General features: G+C 70.5%; 19 protein-coding genes and 4 tRNA genes. 17 read left to right on the top strand and 6 right to left on the bottom strand.

Annotation, left to right across the window (positions count from 1 at the left end):
- Window positions 1-9: 9 nt before the first annotated feature.
- Window positions 10-498, bottom strand: coding sequence for a YajQ family cyclic di-GMP-binding protein (locus tag ACZ3OF_RS12970; RefSeq protein WP_147980723.1), 489 nt, complete (start codon window positions 496-498; stop codon window positions 10-12).
- A 181-nt stretch (window positions 499-679) separates the two neighbouring features.
- Between ACZ3OF_RS12970 and ACZ3OF_RS12965 the strand changes: the two genes are divergently transcribed.
- Window positions 680-761: transfer RNA gene (locus tag ACZ3OF_RS12965), tRNA-Tyr, on the top strand.
- Window positions 762-820: 59 nt separating this feature from the next.
- Here the strand turns inward: ACZ3OF_RS12965 and ACZ3OF_RS12960 are convergent.
- Both ACZ3OF_RS12960 and ACZ3OF_RS12955 read right to left on the bottom strand, forming a co-directional pair.
- A complete protein-coding gene (locus tag ACZ3OF_RS12960; protein WP_361667465.1) occupies window positions 821-1477 on the bottom strand; it encodes an NAD(P)H-binding protein in 657 nt (218 codons plus the stop codon).
- Between the two features lie 2 nt (window positions 1478-1479).
- Window positions 1480-2757 carry an amidohydrolase family protein gene (locus ACZ3OF_RS12955; RefSeq protein ID WP_361667468.1) on the bottom strand — a complete coding sequence of 426 codons (1278 nt, stop codon included), beginning with the start codon at window positions 2755-2757 and terminating at the stop codon, window positions 1480-1482.
- A gap of 252 nt (window positions 2758-3009) precedes the next feature.
- Here ACZ3OF_RS12955 and ACZ3OF_RS12950 point away from each other — a divergent pair.
- The 8 genes from ACZ3OF_RS12950 (at window position 3010) to ACZ3OF_RS12915 (ending at window position 7190) form a co-directional block, all read left to right on the top strand.
- Window positions 3010-3082 (top strand) — tRNA-Thr (locus ACZ3OF_RS12950).
- 44 nt (window positions 3083-3126) lie between these two features.
- Window positions 3127-3199 (top strand) — tRNA-Met (locus ACZ3OF_RS12945).
- Window positions 3200-3287: 88 nt separating this feature from the next.
- Window positions 3288-3452, top strand: a complete 165-nt coding sequence (gene rpmG, locus ACZ3OF_RS12940) for a 50S ribosomal protein L33 (protein WP_003956487.1) — start codon at window positions 3288-3290, stop codon at window positions 3450-3452.
- 83 nt (window positions 3453-3535) lie between these two features.
- Window positions 3536-3988 (top strand): MaoC family dehydratase N-terminal domain-containing protein, encoded by a 453-nt coding sequence (locus tag ACZ3OF_RS12935; protein ID WP_361667471.1) that lies wholly within the window; start codon window positions 3536-3538, stop codon window positions 3986-3988.
- A 3-nt stretch (window positions 3989-3991) separates the two neighbouring features.
- Entirely contained in the window at window positions 3992-4420 is a 429-nt protein-coding gene (locus ACZ3OF_RS12930; RefSeq protein WP_361667474.1) for a MaoC family dehydratase, read from the top strand.
- Window positions 4421-4586: 166 nt separating this feature from the next.
- Entirely contained in the window at window positions 4587-5645 is a 1059-nt protein-coding gene (locus ACZ3OF_RS12925) for a UDP-N-acetylmuramate dehydrogenase (protein ID WP_467304414.1), read from the top strand.
- Between the two features lie 91 nt (window positions 5646-5736).
- Window positions 5737-6255: a SigE family RNA polymerase sigma factor gene (locus tag ACZ3OF_RS12920; RefSeq protein ID WP_361667479.1), complete on the top strand. Its 519-nt coding sequence runs from the start codon at window positions 5737-5739 to the stop codon at window positions 6253-6255.
- Complete coding sequence (locus tag ACZ3OF_RS12915) at window positions 6255-7190, top strand: hypothetical protein (protein WP_467304412.1); 936 nt, start codon at window positions 6255-6257, stop codon at window positions 7188-7190. Before ACZ3OF_RS12920 ends, ACZ3OF_RS12915 begins: the two co-directional genes overlap by 1 nt.
- On the opposite strand, the gene ACZ3OF_RS12910 is transcribed toward ACZ3OF_RS12915, so the two are convergent.
- Complete coding sequence (locus tag ACZ3OF_RS12910; RefSeq protein WP_467304410.1) at window positions 7184-7816, bottom strand: NAD(P)-dependent oxidoreductase; 633 nt, start codon at window positions 7814-7816, stop codon at window positions 7184-7186. The genes ACZ3OF_RS12915 and ACZ3OF_RS12910 overlap by 7 nt on opposite strands.
- Before the next feature lie 87 nt (window positions 7817-7903).
- On the opposite strand from ACZ3OF_RS12910, the gene ACZ3OF_RS12905 reads away from it, so the two are divergent.
- Both ACZ3OF_RS12905 and ACZ3OF_RS12900 read left to right on the top strand, forming a co-directional pair.
- Window positions 7904-8509, top strand: a complete 606-nt coding sequence (locus ACZ3OF_RS12905; RefSeq protein ID WP_361667486.1) for a TetR/AcrR family transcriptional regulator — start codon at window positions 7904-7906, stop codon at window positions 8507-8509.
- A 39-nt stretch (window positions 8510-8548) separates the two neighbouring features.
- A complete protein-coding gene (locus tag ACZ3OF_RS12900; RefSeq protein ID WP_361667488.1) occupies window positions 8549-9268 on the top strand; it encodes a hypothetical protein in 720 nt (239 codons plus the stop codon).
- Here ACZ3OF_RS12900 and ACZ3OF_RS12895 read toward each other — a convergent pair.
- Window positions 9213-10268: an adenosine deaminase gene (locus ACZ3OF_RS12895; RefSeq protein ID WP_467304408.1), complete on the bottom strand. Its 1056-nt coding sequence runs from the start codon at window positions 10266-10268 to the stop codon at window positions 9213-9215. The two genes, ACZ3OF_RS12900 and ACZ3OF_RS12895, sit on opposite strands and share 56 nt — an antisense overlap.
- 121 nt (window positions 10269-10389) lie before the next feature.
- Window positions 10390-11616 (bottom strand): pyridoxal phosphate-dependent aminotransferase, encoded by a 1227-nt coding sequence (locus ACZ3OF_RS12890; RefSeq protein WP_361606923.1) that lies wholly within the window; start codon window positions 11614-11616, stop codon window positions 10390-10392.
- A 202-nt stretch (window positions 11617-11818) separates the two neighbouring features.
- Here ACZ3OF_RS12890 and ACZ3OF_RS12885 point away from each other — a divergent pair.
- The 6 genes from ACZ3OF_RS12885 (at window position 11819) to ACZ3OF_RS12860 (ending at window position 15718) form a co-directional block, all read left to right on the top strand.
- Window positions 11819-11891, top strand: a tRNA-Trp gene (locus tag ACZ3OF_RS12885).
- Window positions 11892-11994: 103 nt separating this feature from the next.
- Complete coding sequence (gene secE, locus ACZ3OF_RS12880; protein WP_137993978.1) at window positions 11995-12282, top strand: preprotein translocase subunit SecE; 288 nt, start codon at window positions 11995-11997, stop codon at window positions 12280-12282.
- A gap of 43 nt (window positions 12283-12325) precedes the next feature.
- On the top strand, window positions 12326-13231 hold the full coding sequence (gene nusG, locus ACZ3OF_RS12875) for a transcription termination/antitermination protein NusG (protein ID WP_361667492.1): 906 nt from the start codon (window positions 12326-12328) through the stop codon (window positions 13229-13231).
- 185 nt (window positions 13232-13416) lie between these two features.
- The gene (rplK, locus tag ACZ3OF_RS12870) at window positions 13417-13851 is read left to right on the top strand and encodes a 50S ribosomal protein L11 (RefSeq protein WP_030318720.1); all 435 of its coding nucleotides are present in this window, start codon (window positions 13417-13419) and stop codon (window positions 13849-13851) included.
- An 81-nt stretch (window positions 13852-13932) separates the two neighbouring features.
- Window positions 13933-14661, top strand: a complete 729-nt coding sequence (gene rplA / locus ACZ3OF_RS12865; RefSeq protein WP_361445285.1) for a 50S ribosomal protein L1 — start codon at window positions 13933-13935, stop codon at window positions 14659-14661.
- 142 nt (window positions 14662-14803) lie between these two features.
- Window positions 14804-15718, top strand: coding sequence for an SCO4651 family lipoprotein (locus tag ACZ3OF_RS12860; RefSeq protein ID WP_467304402.1), 915 nt, complete (start codon window positions 14804-14806; stop codon window positions 15716-15718).
- The last annotated feature ends 227 nt before the right edge of the window (window positions 15719-15945 follow it).

The raw sequence follows: 15945 nt of genomic DNA, 5'->3' as shown, positions 1-15945 counted from the left end.
AGCTGGTGACTAGCGGTAGTTCACGAACTGGATCGCGAAGTCGAAGTCCTTGCCCTTGAGCAGCGCCTGCACGGCCTGAAGGTCGTCCCGGCTCTTCGAGCTGACCCGCAGCTCGTCACCCTGCACCTGCGCCTTGACGCCCTTGGGGCCCTCGTCGCGGATGGCCTTCGCGACCTTCTTGGCGTTCTCCTGGGAGATGCCCTCCTCGATCGTGGCGAAGATCTTGTACTCCTTGCCGGACAGCTGCGGCTCACCCGCGTCCAGCGACTTGAGCGAGATCCCGCGCTTGATCAGCTTGGTCTCGAAGATGTCGAGGATCGCCTTCACGCGCTCCTCGCCGTTCGCCTGCATCAGGATCTTCTCGCCCGACCAGGAGATCGAGGCGTCGGTGCCCTTGAAGTCGTAGCGCTGCGAGATCTCCTTCGCGGCCTGGTTGAGGGCGTTGTCGACCTCCTGCCGCTCGACCTTGGAGACGATGTCGAAACTGGAGTCGGCCATGACGTGTGGCTCCTTGCTCGGATGCGATGCGGTTGCGTGGCGTACGGCGCCAAGCCTAGTCATCCGATCGTGCCCGGACCGCTGATCAATCCGGTGGCGAAGCACCCCGGGGGATCAGGTATCGTTTACGTCGTTGCCACGGAGCACCGCCGAAAAGCGGCTCCGAGCAGCGACATCCCATGGCGGTGTGCCCGAGTGGCCAATGGGAGCGGACTGTAAATCCGTCGGCTTAGCCTACCCAGGTTCGAATCCTGGCGCCGCCACGCGATAGAGAAGGTCCCCGGTGTTCGCACCGGGGACCTTCTTCGTTCCGCGGGTGGGGCTACTCGCCCGCCACCGCCTTCACCGCCACCGTCACCGGCGTCGAGCCGCTGATCAGCTCCAGGGTCAGGCCCGCCGTGCCCGGGGTCTCCAGGAGTTCGGCCAGGACCGCCGCCACGTCGTCGCGGGGGATCGGGCCGCGGCCCGTCGAGGCCTCCAGACGGACCAGGCCCTTGCCCGCGTCGTTCGTGAGCATGCCGGGGCGCAGGATCGTCCAGTCCAGGGCCGTACGGGCGCGTACGGCGTCGTCGGCCGCGCCCTTGGCGCGGAGGTAGGCGTCGAAGACCTCGTCGCCCCGGTGGGCGGAGTCCGCGCCCATCGAGGAGACGACGATGAACCGGCGTACGCCCGCCCGTTCCGCCGCGTCGGCGAAGAGGACCGCCGCCGCGCGATCCACCGAGTCCTTGCGGTCCGCGCCGCTGCCCGGGCCCGCGCCGGCCGCGAAGACGGCCGCGTCGGCGCCCCGCAGGGCCGCGGCGACCTCGTCCACCGTGGCCGACTCCAGGTCCAGGACGATCGGTTCCGCGCCCGCCGCACGCAGGTCGTCGGCCTGTTCCGGTCTGCGGATGAGCCCCACCGGCTCGTGCCCCGCCGCCGAGAGCAGGCGCTCCAGACGCAGGGCGATCTGACCATGTCCTCCAGCGATGACAATGCGCATACTCACGACCGTACGACGGGACCGGCCGGAGGGCTTCCCGGATCGGGGCGTTCCGGCCGGGCCTGGCGCGGCAGATCGAGCGCCGCCGCCGAGTCGCAGTACTCGCGGACCGCGCTCGTCCGGGCCACCACCCGCCCCCGGTGCACGACGATCCGGCTGTACGCGAGGGACAGCACGCCCGAGAGGCGTTCGCCGCGCACGGCGAGCAGTTCGGCGGGGAACCCGGCCTCGACCCGTACCTCGGTCAGCCCCATCGCCGTACGCGCCGCCGCGCTCACCGCCCCGTACGCCTCCTCCGCCGGCAGCCCGCCGAGCGACGCCAGCAGATACGCGGCCTCCAGCGGGTCCCCGCGCCCCACCGGGTTGGCCACGTCCCGCAGCGCCCCGCTGCCGGCCGCGAGCCGTACCCCCGCGGCGCGCAGCAGCCGGACCGGTGCGGCGCCGCGCTGCTCCGTCGCCTCGCAGCCGCCCTGCGGCAGGCAGACCACCGTCACGCCGGCCGCCGCCAGCTGGTCCGCGGCCCGTCGCGCCGCGTCCGAGGGGAGCCGCGCGAGCCCCGCGCACGGGCCGATCGTCACACCGGGCCGCAGCCCGCCCGCCATGGCGGCGAACCGGGCGAGCCGCGCCGGGTCGTCCGCGTCCGTGTGCAGGTCCACCGGACAGCCCTGCTCGGCCGCCACCTCCAGGACCGCCTCCACGTACCCGGTCGGGTCGGGGTCCAGGTCCGGGCAGCCGCCCACCACGCTCGCGCCCATCTTCACCGCGTCCCGCAGCATCGCGAGCCCGTCCGCGCCCGCCACGCCGGTGAGCAGCCGGGGCACCGCGACCGTGGTCAGGTCCACCAGGCCGCGCAGCGAACGCCGGGCCTGGAGCACGGCTTCGAGCGGGCCGAGGCCGTGGACGTCGCCGATCCTGACGTGCGCGCGCTGCGCGGTGGCGCCGTGGCCGAGCTGGAGCAGCGCGGCCTCGGTGGCCCGCCGCTGCACCTCCTCGGGGGCGTACGAGACGGGGCCCGGGGTGTCGGCGCTGAGGGCGGTGTCGGCATGGGCGTGCGGCTCGGCGGGGGCGGGGAGCAGCAGATAGCCGGCGAGATCGACGCGGGCGCCGACGGCCGTGAGGCTGCCCGCCGTTCCGACGGCCTCGATCCGGCCGCCGACGAGCCGGACGTCCACCGTCCGGCCGTCGGTGAGGCGGGCGTTGGAGAGCAGGAGCGAGGTGGAGTCGGCGGTGGCAGCGGACCGGTCGTCGGGCGGCTGGGGCTGCTTGCTGTCGGCTGACATCGGGCTCCTCAAGGCTCCTCAAGTTCAAGCTCAAGATCAAGATCACGCAGCGTGGGGCCGAGCCTAGGGGCGGTCAGGCCGCCCTTCGAGGAGGAGCGCAATAGTCGTACTGATGAGGCCACGTGTGGCGTACCTGTGGCATACGAGTGGCGCACGGGACGGGGGTGACGGGTGCGCGCGCGTGCCCGCCCGAGGGGGCCGCGAAACGGATTTGGGCGATCGGCGGAGGACCGTGTAATGTCTTCATCGCTCGCCCCAATAGCTCAGTCGGTAGAGCGTCTCCATGGTAAGGAGAAGGTCTACGGTTCGATTCCGTATTGGGGCTCTGGTGAGAGGGAACCCGCCTTCGGGCGGGATCCGGATCATCAAAGCGGTGTAGCTCAGTCGGTAGAGCAAGCGGCTCATAATCGCTGTGTCACCGGTTCAAGTCCGGTCACCGCTACACACGGTAGCCGATTGTGGGGTCGGTCCTTCGATCGGCTACTCTTTTATGCGTTCATCCGTCCATCCGTCCGTCAAGGAGCACTCACGTGGCTGCCACCGACGTCCGCCCGAAGATCACGCTGGCCTGCGTGGAGTGCAAGGAGCGGAACTACATCACCAAGAAGAACCGGCGTAACAACCCGGACCGTCTTGAGATGAAGAAGCACTGCCCTCGCTGCAACTCGCACACTGCACACCGCGAGACGCGTTAATCAGGCTCGTACACGAGGCCGTCCCCGCTCAGGGGGCGGCCTCGTGTCGTTTGTCGGCAACAAATCCAGGAGGTATCGAGTCCATGGCGCTCGACCAGTCCTTCGTGGGCCGGACCTATCCGCCCACCGCGCCCTACGAGGTCGGACGCGAGAAGATCCGCGAGTTCGCCGAGGCGATCGGCGACGCGAATCCCGCCTATGCCGATCAGGAAGCCGCGAAGGCGCTCGGCCACCCCGATGTGATCGCCCCGCCGACCTTTGTGTTCGCGATCACGTTCAAGGCGGCCGGCCAGGTCGTCGAGGACCCGCAGCTGGGCCTGGACTACAGCCGCGTCGTGCACGGCGACCAGAAGTTCGCGTACACCCGGCCGGTGCGGGCGGGTGACCGGCTCTCGGTCACCTCGACCATCGAGGCGATCAAGACGATGGCCGGCAACGACATCCTGGACATCCGCGGTGAGGTCCACGACGAGACCGGCGAGCACGTCGTGACCGCCTGGACCAAGCTCGTCTCGCGCGCGCCCGAGGAGGCCTGAGTCATGGCAGCGAAGATCGCTTACGACGAGGTCGAGGTCGGCACGGAGCTGCCGGCGCAGTCCTTCCCCGTGACGCGCGCCACGCTGGTGCAGTACGCGGGCGCCTCCGGGGACTTCAACCCGATCCACTGGAACGAGAAGTTCGCCCGCGAGGTCGGCCTGCCGGACGTCATCGCGCACGGCATGTTCACCATGGCCGAGGCGATCCGCGTCGTGACGGACTGGGTCGGTGACCCGGCCGCTGTCGTCGAGTACGGCGTGCGCTTCACCAAGCCGGTGGTCGTGCCCAACGACGACGAGGGCGCGGTGATCGAGGTCGACGCCAAGGTGGCGGCGAAGCTGGACGACGGTCTGGTCCGGGTGGACCTGCTCGCGAAGTCGGCGGGGCAGAAGGTCCTGGGTGTGTCGCGGGCCGTGGTCAGGCTTGCGTAGCGTCACGATCGCTGATCGCTGATCGCTGATCGCTGAACGCGTGGGGACGGGTGGCCGCTGGGAGCGGCTGCCCGGCCTCCTTGGGCACGGGGGTGGCGGCGTCCCCGTTCTCCCGGGGTCGGGGCGTGGCCCGGGGCGGACGGGGGGAGCCCGTACTCTTGAGCGCGTGCAGGAACTCCACGACGCTCCCCTCGCTCCCCTCACCACCTTCCGGCTCGGCGGCCCCGCCGGGCGGCTTGTCACGGCCGGTACCGATGACGAGGTGATCGCCGTCGTCCGCGAGGCGGATGCCGCCGGGACACCGCTGCTCGTCGTCGGCGGTGGGTCCAATCTGGTCATCGGTGACAAGGGGTTCGACGGGACCGCCCTGCGGATCGCGACCAAGGGCTTCGCGCTCGACGGGACCACGCTCGAGCTCGCCGCCGGTGAGGTCTGGACGGACGCCGTGGCGCGGACCGTCGAGGCCGGACTCGCCGGGATCGAGTGTCTCGCCGGGATCCCCGGATCGGCCGGCGCGACCCCGATCCAGAACGTCGGCGCGTACGGCCAGGAGGTCTCCGCGACCATCACCGAGGTCGTCGCCTACGACCGCCGGGCCGACGAGACCGTCACCCTCTCCAACGCCGCATGTGACTTCTCCTACCGCCACAGCCGCTTCAAGGCCGACCCGGATCGCTACATCGTGCTGCGCGTCCGCTTCGAGCTGGAGGACGCGGCGGGGCTCTCCGCGCCGATCAAGTACGCCGAGACCGCCCGCGCCCTCGGCGTCGAGGCCGGTGACCGTGTCCCGCTCGCGCAGGCCCGGGAGACCGTCCTGAGGCTGCGGGCCGGGAAGGGCATGGTCCTGGATCCCGACGACCACGACACCTGGTCGGCCGGCTCCTTCTTCACCAACCCGATCCTCGGCGCGGCGGAGTACGAGACCTTCCTCGCCCGTGTCGCCGAGCGGCTCGGCGCCGACGTGACCCCGCCGGCGTTCCCCGCCGGCGCGGACGGCGCCGTGAAGACCTCGGCGGCCTGGCTCATCGACAAGGCCGGTTTCACCAAGGGCTACGGCTCCGGTCCCGCGCGTATCTCCACCAAGCACACCCTCGCCCTCACCAACCGTGGCGAGGCCACCACCGAGGACCTCCTCGCACTCGCCCGCGAGGTCGTCGTCGGCGTGCGGGACGCCTTCGGGATCACGCTCGTCAACGAGCCCGTCACCGTGGGCGTCAGCATCTGAGCATGTCCGTGGAACCCTCCGGGTTCCCCAGGTTGTCGAGTGGGTGACAGGCTCCCGGGAAGCGGGGCCGCACGCTCGTCGAGGGGGAGCCGTGGAGGGGACGGGCCCACCGGAGTTCGCCGCGTTCGCGGAGTCGGCGTACGCCTCACTCCTGCGCACCGCCCGGCTCCTGACCGGTGACCCGCACGCCGCCGAGGACCTCGTCCAGGCCGCGCTGGTCAAGGTCTATCTGCGCTGGGGCGGCTCGGCCGGCTGGGACTCGCCCCAGGCGTACGCCCGCAAGGTCGTCGTCAACCTCTACGCGACCTGGCGCCGCCGCCGCTGGCACACCGAGATCGTGCGCCCCGCGCACGACGGCGCGCCCTCGCCCGACCACCACGACATGGCCGGGGGCGCCGACGCCCGCCTCGAACTGGCCCGCGCGCTCGCCGCGCTGCCCCGCGCCCAGCGCGCGGTCGTGGTGCTCCGCTTCTACGAGGACCTGTCCGTCGAACAGACGGCCGAGCTGCTCGGCTGCTCGCCCGGGACGGTCAAGAGCCGGACCAACAGGGCCCTGGCACGGCTGCGCGCCGGGGGCGCGCTCGCCGGATACGCGGGAAGGGGTGCGTGATGGACGACTCCGAGGACTTCGTGAGGCTGCGACGCGGCCTGCGCGATCTCGCCGATGATCCGGTACGGGAGTCCGCGCCCGTCACGGCCGTCGTGGCACGCGGGCGGCGCATCCGGCACGTACGGCGATCGCTCGCGGCGGGGGCGGCCACGCTCGTGGTCGCCGGTGGCTCCGTCCTCGGCGTGAGCGGGAAGGACCGACCGGCCCCGCCCTCGGGCCCGACCGCCGGGCCGGTCACCCCCACCTACCCGTACCAGGGGAAGTACGCGCCCCAGCCCCCGTCCGGACCCCACGACCCCCTGGACACCGGGCCCGGGAGGCCGGTCGAGAACGTCCGCTACCGCTACGACCTCTCCGCCGTCTGCGACCTCCGCTACGCCGTCTTCGGCGGCCGGGTCTGGGAGCGGACCGACGGCGGCTCGTCGGTCACGGTGCGGTGGGCGGTCGACCGTATGCGCGGCTTCATGAGGTGGACGGACGGCGTCCGCTCCCGCTCCGAGCCCGACAAGGCCGTCTTCGAGACGGAGACCCCCGCCGCCCTGCCCGCGCTCCGCTTCCGCCCGCTGGCCGGACCCGCGCCGGAGTGCCTGGGCCAGGAGCCGGAGCGGCGGTACCGGGACGCCCCCGCCGCCACCCTCGGCCCCGAGCGCCCGGAACGGGGCGTCCGGTACCCGTACGACATGACCAAGGAGTGCGAGACGCGCTACGCGGTCTTCGCGGGCCGTCTGTGGCGGGCCGACGGCGAGGGCGACGGGCGGACGCAGACGATCGTCGACTGGGTGAACGACCTTCCGCTGGCGGGCTTCATGACCCTGACCTCGGAGCGGACCGCGGTCCTGGAGTGGCCGGGTGGCGCGTCGGCGGTCGGCCCGCGGACGACCACGTACCGCCCGGTTGAGAAGCGCGGCGACGACTGTCCCGGCGCCGGTCAGTAGGCGACCCCGACGCCCTGCTTCACCGTCGCCGGGTCGTCGACCATCGCCAGCATGGCGTGGGCGACGTCGGCCCGGGAGAGGGAGCGACCGCGGCGCGGGTTCCCGCCGACGACCGTGCGGTAGCGACCGCTGACCGGGGCGTTCGTGAGCTTGGGCGGGCGTACGGAGGTCCAGTCCGTGGCGCTCGACGCCAGGTCGCGCTCCATCACGCGCAGGTCGTCGTAGATGTCCTTCAGGACCGCGTTGACGATCCCGAGCACGGCCCTGTCGAGGACGGACTGCCCGTCCGGGGTGGGGCCGAGCGGGGCGGCGCTGACCACCAGCAGGCGCCGGACGCCCTCGGCGTCCATCGCGGCGAGGACCGAGCGGGTCAGCTTCGCGGCGATCCCCGCGTCCGCGCGGCCGCGGGCACCGAGGCCGGAGAGCACGGCGTCCTTGCCGGCGACCGCGCCGCGCAGCGTGTCCGGGTCGGTGAGGTCCGCGCGGTGGACCTCCAGGCGTTCGCCGGTGACCGTGAACCGTGCCGGATCGCGGACGACGGCCGTCACGTCGTGGCCGCCGGCCAGTGCCTGGCGGACGATCTCCTGGCCGATTCCGCCGGTCGCGCCGAAGACGGTGAGCTTCATGTCGCACCCTCCTAGGGGTGGGTAAGTGTTCACTCACCCCTAGAGTGAGTGTGTACTCACCCCTCCGTCAAGCCGGTTGGAGAACCCATGGAGCAGAAGCCCACGCGGGAACGGATCCTCGACGCGGCGCACGAGCTGTGGACCACCGTGGGCCTCGCCCGTACGACGACCAAGGAGATCGCGCGGGGAGCCGGCTGCTCGGAGGCGGCGCTCTACAAGTACTTCGCGGGCAAGGAGGAGCTCTTCGTCGCCGTCCTGTCCGAACGGCTCCCCAAGCTGGCGCCGCTGCTCGAATCGCTGGCCGCCGAACCGGGGCGGCGATCGGTGGAGGAGAACCTCACCGAGATCGCCCGCCGCGCCACCCTCTTCTACGCGGAGAGCTTCCCGATCGGCGCGTCCCTGTACGCCGAGACCCGGCTCAAGGCCCGTCACGACGCGGCGATGCTGCGGCTCGGCACCGGACCGCACCGGCCGCTGGAGAGCCTCGACGCGTATCTGCGCGCCGAGCAGGAGGCGGGGCGGGTCGGCCCCGGCGTCGACACGTTCGCGGCGGCGTCCCTGCTGCTGGGCGCGTGCTCGCAGCGGGCGTTCGCCTACGACGCGAAGGTCGGCAAGGAGCCTCCGCAGGACCTCGACACCTTCGCGAGCTCCCTCGCCCGCACCCTGCTGGCCGGGATCGCCGCACCGCAATGACGTTGCCGCGCGGGGTCCCGCCGGGTCACGCTGACGCCCATGCGTCTACGAGTCCGTGAATTCAGGCCCCGTACCGGCCCGTTGGAGCACCGGGTCGTACAGCCCTGGCACCCGCTGCGGCACACCACGCTCAACGACCCGCTCGGTGACCGCTGGGGCTATCTCCTCGGAGACCACGACGGGCTGTCCCGGCTCGCCGCCCTGTTCTCCTTCGCGGCCTTCTCCCGGCACACGATCGTCCACGTGCCGCTGCGCGAGAGCCTTCCGCGCACCTTCTCCCCCGGGGTGCCGGTCGACCTCGTCCTCGCCCACCCCTCGGCAGGCCTGCGTCCCTCCGCGTGGCCACGGCTCAGGGGCCGCCTCCGGGACGGCCGCCCGCTGACCGTCCGTACGAGCGAGGAGCGCACCGCCGCCCACGCGGCCGCCTGGCACGCGGAGTGGGAGCGGCGCCACCGGCGCGCGACGGAATGGCTCCGGCCCGAGGCGCACGCCCACACGCTCTTCCTCTTCGGCGGCCGGGACGTCTTCGCCGCCGCTGCCACGGCGGTCGGGACGGCGGCCGGCTTCGGGCCGCTGGAGAAGCGCGCACGGCAGGGGCACGACGCCCTCGTCGCCTCGCTCACCCCCTACCTGGAGCCCGACCACCGATGGGACCGGCCCGAGATCGACATCGGCTTCCAGGCCCACCCGCCCCTGCACCGCTTCACGCCGCCGGGGCGGCCAGCCAGTCGTCGACGCCCGCGAGCAGCTTCCGCCTGACGTCCTCCGGCGCCGCCGAGCCGTGGATCGACTGACGGGCCAGGGACGCCAGTTCCGCGTCCGTGAAGCCGTGGTGACGGCGGGCGATCTCGTACTGGGCCGCGAGCCGCGACCCGAAGAGCAGCGGGTCGTCCGCGCCCAGGGCCATCGGGACGCCCGCCTCGAAGAGCGTGCGCAGCGGGACGTCCTCGTGCTTCTCGTAAACCCCCAGCGCCACGTTCGACGCCGGGCAGACCTCGCAGGTCACGCCCCTCTCGGCGAGCTTGCGCAGGACCCGGGAGTCCTCCGCCGCCCGCACCCCGTGGCCGATCCGCGCCGCCCGGAGGTCGTCCAGACAGTCCCGTACCGACGAGGGCCCCGTCAGCTCACCGCCGTGCGGAGCCGCGAGCAGACCGCCCTCGCGGGCGATGGCGAACGCGCGGTCGAAGTCGCGGGCCATGCCCCGGCGCTCGTCGTTGGAGAGCCCGAAGCCGACCACGCCCCGGTCCGCGTAGCGCACCGCGAGCCGCGCGAGCGTGCGGGCCTCCAGCGGGTGCTTCATCCGGTTCGCCGCCACCAGGACCCGCATCCCGAGGCCCGTCTCGCGCGCGGCCGAGTCGACCGCGTCGAGGATGATCTCCATCGCCGGGATCAGACCGCCGAGCAGCGGTGCGTACGAGGTGGGGTCGACCTGGATCTCCAGCCATCCCGAGCCGTCCCGCACGTCCTCCTGGGCCGCCTCGCGGACCAGGCGCTGGATGTCCTCGGGCTCTCGCAGGCAGGACCGGGCGATGTCGTACAGCCGCTGGAAGCGGAACCAGCCGCGCTCGTCGGTGGCCCGCAGCTTGGGTGGTGTGCCGCTGCTCAGCGCCTCCGGGAGATGGACGCCGTACTTGTCCGCCAGCTCGATGAGCGTCGTGGGCCGCATCGAACCGGTGAAGTGCAGATGCAGATGCGCCTTGGGCAGCAGGCTGATGTCGCGGAAGACCTGTTCGGAAACGTGCTCGGAAACGTGCTCCATTGAAGGATCTTGCCGCACCCGAATGGCCGAACACAGCCCCTTTCCCCGATCGGGACCTTGCTAGAACGTAAAAACGGGCCCCCGGTTCCGGAGAACCAGGGGCCCGAGCGGGAACGCGGGACTAGTCGCGCGCCTCCGCCAGCAGCTTCTGGATCCGGGACACGCCCTCCACCAGGTCCTCGTCGCCCAGCGCGTACGAGAGCCGCAGGTAGCCCGGCGTGCCGAAGGCCTCGCCCGGGACGACCGCGACCTCGGCCTCGTCCAGGATCAGGGCCGCCAGCTCCACCGAGTTCTGCGGGCGCTTGCCGCGGATCTCCTTGCCGAGCAGCGCCTTCACCGACGGGTACACGTAGAACGCGCCCTCCGGGGTCGGGCAGAGCACGCCCTCGATCTCGTTGAGCATCCGCACGATGGTCTGGCGGCGCCGGTCGAAGGCGCGCCCCATCTCCTCGACCGCGTCCAGGTTGCCCGAGACGGCGGCGAGCGCGGCGGCCTGCGCCACGTTGCTCACGTTGGACGTGGCGTGCGACTGCAGGTTCGTCGCGGCCTTCACGACGTCCTTCGGGCCGATGATCCACCCCACGCGCCAGCCGGTCATCGCGTACGTCTTGGCGACACCGTTGACGACGATGCACTTGTCGCGCAGCTCGGGCATGACCGACGGCAGGGAGACGGCGGACGCGTCGCCGTACACGAGGTGCTCGTAGATCTCGTCCGTCAGCACCCACAGACCGTGCTCGACGGCCCAGCGGCCGATCGCCTCGGTCTCGGCCTCGCTGTAGACGGCGCCGGTCGGGTTGGAGGGGGAGACGAAGAGGACGACCTTGGTCTTCTCCGTGCGCGCCGCCTCCAGCTGCTCCACCGAGACGCGGTAGCCGGTGGTCTCGTCGGCGACGACGTCGACCGGGACACCGCCCGCGAGCCGGATCGACTCCGGGTACGTCGTCCAGTACGGGGCCGGGACGATGACCTCGTCGCCCGGGTCGAGGATCGCGGCGAACGCCTCGTAGATGGCCTGCTTGCCGCCGTTGGTCACCAGGACCTGGGAGGCGTCGACCTCGTAGCCGGAGTCCCGCAGGGTCTTGGCGGCGATCGCGGCCTTCAGCTCCGGCAGACCGCCGGCCGGCGTGTAGCGGTGGTACTTCGGGTTCTTGCACGCCTCGACGGCGGCTTCGACGATGTAGTCCGGCGTCGGGAAGTCGGGCTCACCCGCGCCGAACCCGATCACCGGGCGCCCGGCGGCCTTGAGGGCCTTGGCCTTGGCGTCGACGGCGAGGGTCGCGGACTCGGAGATCGCACCGACGCGGGCGGAGACCCGGCGCTCGGTCGGAGGGGTAGCAGCGCTCATACGGCCATGCTCCCAGACCGCCTTTCCGTCCGGCACACAGGTTTCAGGGTGCGGACAGGACCGGTCATTCTCGGTCGTACGAGGGTCCGCGGGGGCTCCGACGTGCTTTCTGTTCGACGCGACGCTCATGAACACGTACACTCACTGCTCGTTGGCCCTCACCGACCACATCTCACGATGCGGTAGGTTGGGGGAGCCACAAAGGGTCGTAGCTCAATTGGTAGAGCACCGGTCTCCAAAACCGGCGGTTGGGGGTTCAAGTCCCTCCGGCCCTGCTACACACACCGCCAGGATGTGTGCGCATGTACGTACTTCGATGCACCGCCGTGCGGATCCACCCGGCACGGCACTGCCATGACCCGGGATCAGGTGAGAAGCGTGACGGACGCCGTGGGCTCCATCGACATGCCTGATGCCGAGGACGAGGCTCCGGACTCGAAGAAGAAGGCCCGCAAGGGCGGCAAGCGCGGCAAGAAGGGCCCCCTGGGCCGCCTCGCGCTCTTCTACCGCCAGATCGTCGCGGAGCTTCGCAAGGTCGTCTGGCCCACTCGCAGCCAGCTGACGACGTACACCACGGTAGTGATTGTCTTCGTTGTCATCATGATCGGCCTTGTGACCGTGATTGACTATGGCTTCCAGGAAGCAGTCAAGTACGTCTTCGGCTGACTTCTTGTTCCACCCCATCTGTATCCAGGAAGAAGCAGCCACCGTGTCTGACCCGAACCTGAACGAGTCTGTTTCCGAGGACGAGCTCGACATCCTCGAGGCGGCCGACGAGGACCAGGCTGAGGCTGCTGACGCCGCTGCGGGCGAGGCTGCCGAAGAGGCCGCCCTCACCGTCGAGGACGACTCCGAGGAGTCGGACGAGGACGTCGAGGACGACACCGACGTCGAGTCCGGCGACGACGAGGCCGGCGAGGACGAGTCCGACGAGGACACCGACGTCGAGGCCGAGCTGGAAGAGGCCGAGGAGGCCGAGGAGGAGCCCGCCGCTCCCGTCGACCCGGTCCAGGCCCTCCGTGACGAGCTCCGCGGTCTGCCCGGCGAGTGGTACGTGATCCACACCTACGCGGGCTACGAGAAGCGCGTGAAGGCCAACCTCGAGCAGCGTGCCGTCTCGCTGAACGTCGAGGAGTTCATCTACCAGGCCGAGGTGCCCGAGGAAGAGATCGTCCAGATCAAGAACGGCGAGCGCAAGAACGTCCGGCAGAACAAGCTGCCCGGCTACGTGCTCGTCCGCATGGATCTGACGAACGAGTCCTGGGGCGTCGTCCGCAACACCCCCGGCGTCACCGGCTTCGTGGGCAACGCCTACGACCCGTACCCGCTGACCCTGGACGAGATCGTCAAGATGCTCGCCCCCGAGGCCGAGGAGAAGGCCGCCCGCGAGGCCGCCGAGGCCGAGGGCAAGCCGGCTCCGGCCCGCAAGGTCGAGGTCCAGGTCCTGGACTTCGAGGTCGGCGACTCGGTCACCGTCACCGACGGCCCCTTCGCCACCCTCCAGGCCACGATCAACGAGATCAACGCCGACTCGAAGAAGGTCAAGGGCCTCGTCGAGATCTTCGGCCGCGAGACTCCGGTCGAGCTCAGCTTCGACCAGATCCAGAAGAACTGACCCTCCCGGACCCTCACAGGTCGCAGGGTTCACCGGTTTCCGACCCAGGTCAGAGTGGCTCTCACAGCCGCTCTGACCTGCTCGGTTTTTAGCCGCACGTCTATACCCGTTATCGTTGTGCGGTATGCCTCCATCCGGATGACCGGATGGCGGCTGAACACTCTCACTAGGACCCGGAGAGAGCAATGCCTCCCAAGAAGAAGAAGGTCACGGGGCTTATCAAGCTCCAGATCAACGCCGGCGCGGCCAACCCGGCCCCGCCGGTCGGTCCCGCGCTGGGCCAGCACGGCGTCAACATCATGGAGTTCTGCAAGGCCTACAACGCCGCGACCGAGTCGCAGCGTGGCATGGTCGTGCCGGTGGAGATCACGGTCTACGAGGACCGTTCCTTCACCTTCATCACCAAGACTCCGCCGGCCGCCAAGCTGATCCTCAAGGCCGCGGGTGTGGACAAGGGCTCCGGCGAGCCGCACAAGACCAAGGTCGCGAAGCTCACGGCCGCCCAGGTCCGCGAGATCGCCACGGTCAAGCTCCCCGACCTGAACGCCAACGACCTGGACGCCGCGTCGAAGATCATCGCCGGCACCGCCCGTTCCATGGGCATCACGGTCGAGGGCTGATCAGCCCCCTTGTGACCTCAGTGGTAGGGCCAGCGCCGGCCCGCACCACGACTCCACACACCTGAACCAACAGGAGAAGCAGTGAAGCGCAGCAAGGCACTCCGCGCCGCGGACGCCAAGATCGACCGGGAGCGTAACTACGCCCCCCTCGAGGCCGTCCGTCTGGCCAAGGACACCGCCGCCACCAAGTTCGACGGCACCGTCGAGGTCGCCTTCCGCCTGGGCGTCGACCCGCGCAAGGCCGACCAGATGGTCCGTGGCACCGTGAACCTCCCGCACGGCACCGGTAAGACCGCCCGGGTCCTGGTCTTCGCGACCGGTGACCGTGCCGAGGCCGCGATCGCCGCTGGCGCCGACATCGTCGGCTCCGACGAGCTCATCGACGAGATCTCCAAGGGCCAGCGCCTGAACGAGTTCGACGCCGTTGTGGCCACCCCGGACCTCATGGGCAAGGTCGGCCGCCTCGGCCGCGTCCTCGGCCCGCGTGGTCTGATGCCGAACCCGAAGACCGGCACCGTCACCCCCGATGTCGCGAAGGCTGTCAACGACATCAAGGGCGGCAAGATCGAGTTCCGCGTCGACAAGCACTCGAACCTGCACTTCATCATCGGCAAGGTCTCCTTCGACGAGACGAAGCTGGTCGAGAACTACGCCGCGGCTCTGGAGGAGATCCTCCGTCTGAAGCCGTCCGCCGCCAAGGGCCGCTACATCAAGAAGGCGACCCTGACGACGACGATGGGCCCCGGCATCCCGCTGGACTCCAACCGCACCCGCAACCTCCTCGTCGAGGAGGACCCGGCCGCGGTCTGAGCCCACACGGCTCACTGAGTGGTCAGCCGGCCCCCGGCCCCTCTTCGGAGGGGCCGGGGGCCGGCTTTCTTCGTACGAGGCCTGCGGAGCCCTGGGTTACCGTTCAGTCGGACGACGGACGGAACACAAGGGGTGGGGACTCGTGGGCATCACCGCATGGAAGCGCGCGGGCGTCGCGCTGACGGCCGTGGCCGTCATCGCCGGTGTCGCGGGCTGTCAGGACGGCGAAGGGGCCGGGAAGGCCGCTGACGCCCCGGCGAGGGCGACGGCCGAGCCGCAGATCCAGACGCACGCGGCCGTCACGAAGGTGATCCGGGCCGCGTACGAGAAGACGTCGGCCGCCAAGTCCGCGAAGGTCCGGATGACCATGACGATGCCGGAGGCCGTGGACGGCGGCGGCACCATGGAGCTGACCGGCGTCCAGGGGTGGAACCCCGGGGCCATGGACATCACCATGAAGGGCTCCATGATGACGGCGGGCGACCCGGACGCCCCCGAGCGGATGCGCATGATCATGGTCGACGACGTCATGTACGTGGACATGGGCGCCGAGAAGTCCGTCGAGCTGGACGGCAAGCGCTGGATGAAGCTGGACCTCAAGGGCGGGCAGGCCCAGAAGGAGCTGACCGGCGGCCTGGAGAACAGCCTGAACCAGGACCCGGCCCAGCAGCTCGCCCTGCTCCTGGAGTCCCCGAACCTCAAGCACCTCGGCGCCGAGAAGGTCAACGGTGTCCAGGCCCAGCACTACAAGGGCACGCTCAGCTTCGAGCAGATGCTGGACTCCAACAAGGAGAAGTCCGCGCTGCTCTCGAAGGAGGAGCGCGAGAAGCTCGTCGCCAATGTCGAGAAGGTCGGTCTGAAGGGCTACGACACCGAGGTCTGGGTCGACGCGGCCGGCTACCCGGTCCGCATGGTCATCGGCATGGAGACGGGGGTGGGCACGATGCACATGAAGGCCGACTACACCGACTACGGCCCGAAGGCCGCCGTCGAGGCCCCGCCGGCCAAGGACACCTACGACCTGGCGGAGGCGCTCGCCGGGCTCGGCGGGAGCTGAGCCGTACGGGCGGATTTGCTCCCCGCCGCGAACGTCGCGTACTCTTCCACAGAAGCCAAAGACCGCTGGTCGTTGCCGTGCTCTCGCAAGAGGGTCCGGTGGCCGAAGGTTCGCTGAGATGCGAACGGCCCGCGCAGGTGTTCGTGGAAGAGTTCCCGGTTCGTTCCGATCCGGTCGAGCTGAGCCCCGTGCGCCTGCGCCGGGGCGTTTCTCTTTGTTCAGCCCCT

This window comes from Streptomyces sp. NPDC022552, from assembly GCF_055561875.1.
This window is presented reverse-complemented; position numbering and strand designations above follow the sequence as displayed.

Coding starts and splice junctions, on each gene's coding strand:
- ACZ3OF_RS12910 (WP_467304410.1), bottom strand. CDS start 7,816: ATGAAGCTCACCGTCTTCGGCGCGACCGGCGGAATCGGCCAGGAGATC.
- ACZ3OF_RS12890 (WP_361606923.1), bottom strand. CDS start 11,616: ATGAGCGCTGCTACCCCTCCGACCGAGCGCCGGGTCTCCGCCCGCGTC.
- ACZ3OF_RS12955 (WP_361667468.1), bottom strand. CDS start 2,757: ATGTCAGCCGACAGCAAGCAGCCCCAGCCGCCCGACGACCGGTCCGCT.
- ACZ3OF_RS12960 (WP_361667465.1), bottom strand. CDS start 1,477: ATGCGCATTGTCATCGCTGGAGGACATGGTCAGATCGCCCTGCGTCTG.
- ACZ3OF_RS12930 (WP_361667474.1), top strand. CDS start 3,992: ATGGCAGCGAAGATCGCTTACGACGAGGTCGAGGTCGGCACGGAGCTG.
- ACZ3OF_RS12895 (WP_467304408.1), bottom strand. CDS start 10,268: ATGGAGCACGTTTCCGAGCACGTTTCCGAACAGGTCTTCCGCGACATC.
- ACZ3OF_RS12905 (WP_361667486.1), top strand. CDS start 7,904: ATGGAGCAGAAGCCCACGCGGGAACGGATCCTCGACGCGGCGCACGAG.
- ACZ3OF_RS12900 (WP_361667488.1), top strand. CDS start 8,549: ATGCGTCTACGAGTCCGTGAATTCAGGCCCCGTACCGGCCCGTTGGAG.
- ACZ3OF_RS12915 (WP_467304412.1), top strand. CDS start 6,255: ATGGACGACTCCGAGGACTTCGTGAGGCTGCGACGCGGCCTGCGCGAT.
- ACZ3OF_RS12935 (WP_361667471.1), top strand. CDS start 3,536: ATGGCGCTCGACCAGTCCTTCGTGGGCCGGACCTATCCGCCCACCGCG.
- rplK (WP_030318720.1), top strand. CDS start 13,417: ATGCCTCCCAAGAAGAAGAAGGTCACGGGGCTTATCAAGCTCCAGATC.
- ACZ3OF_RS12970 (WP_147980723.1), bottom strand. CDS start 498: ATGGCCGACTCCAGTTTCGACATCGTCTCCAAGGTCGAGCGGCAGGAG.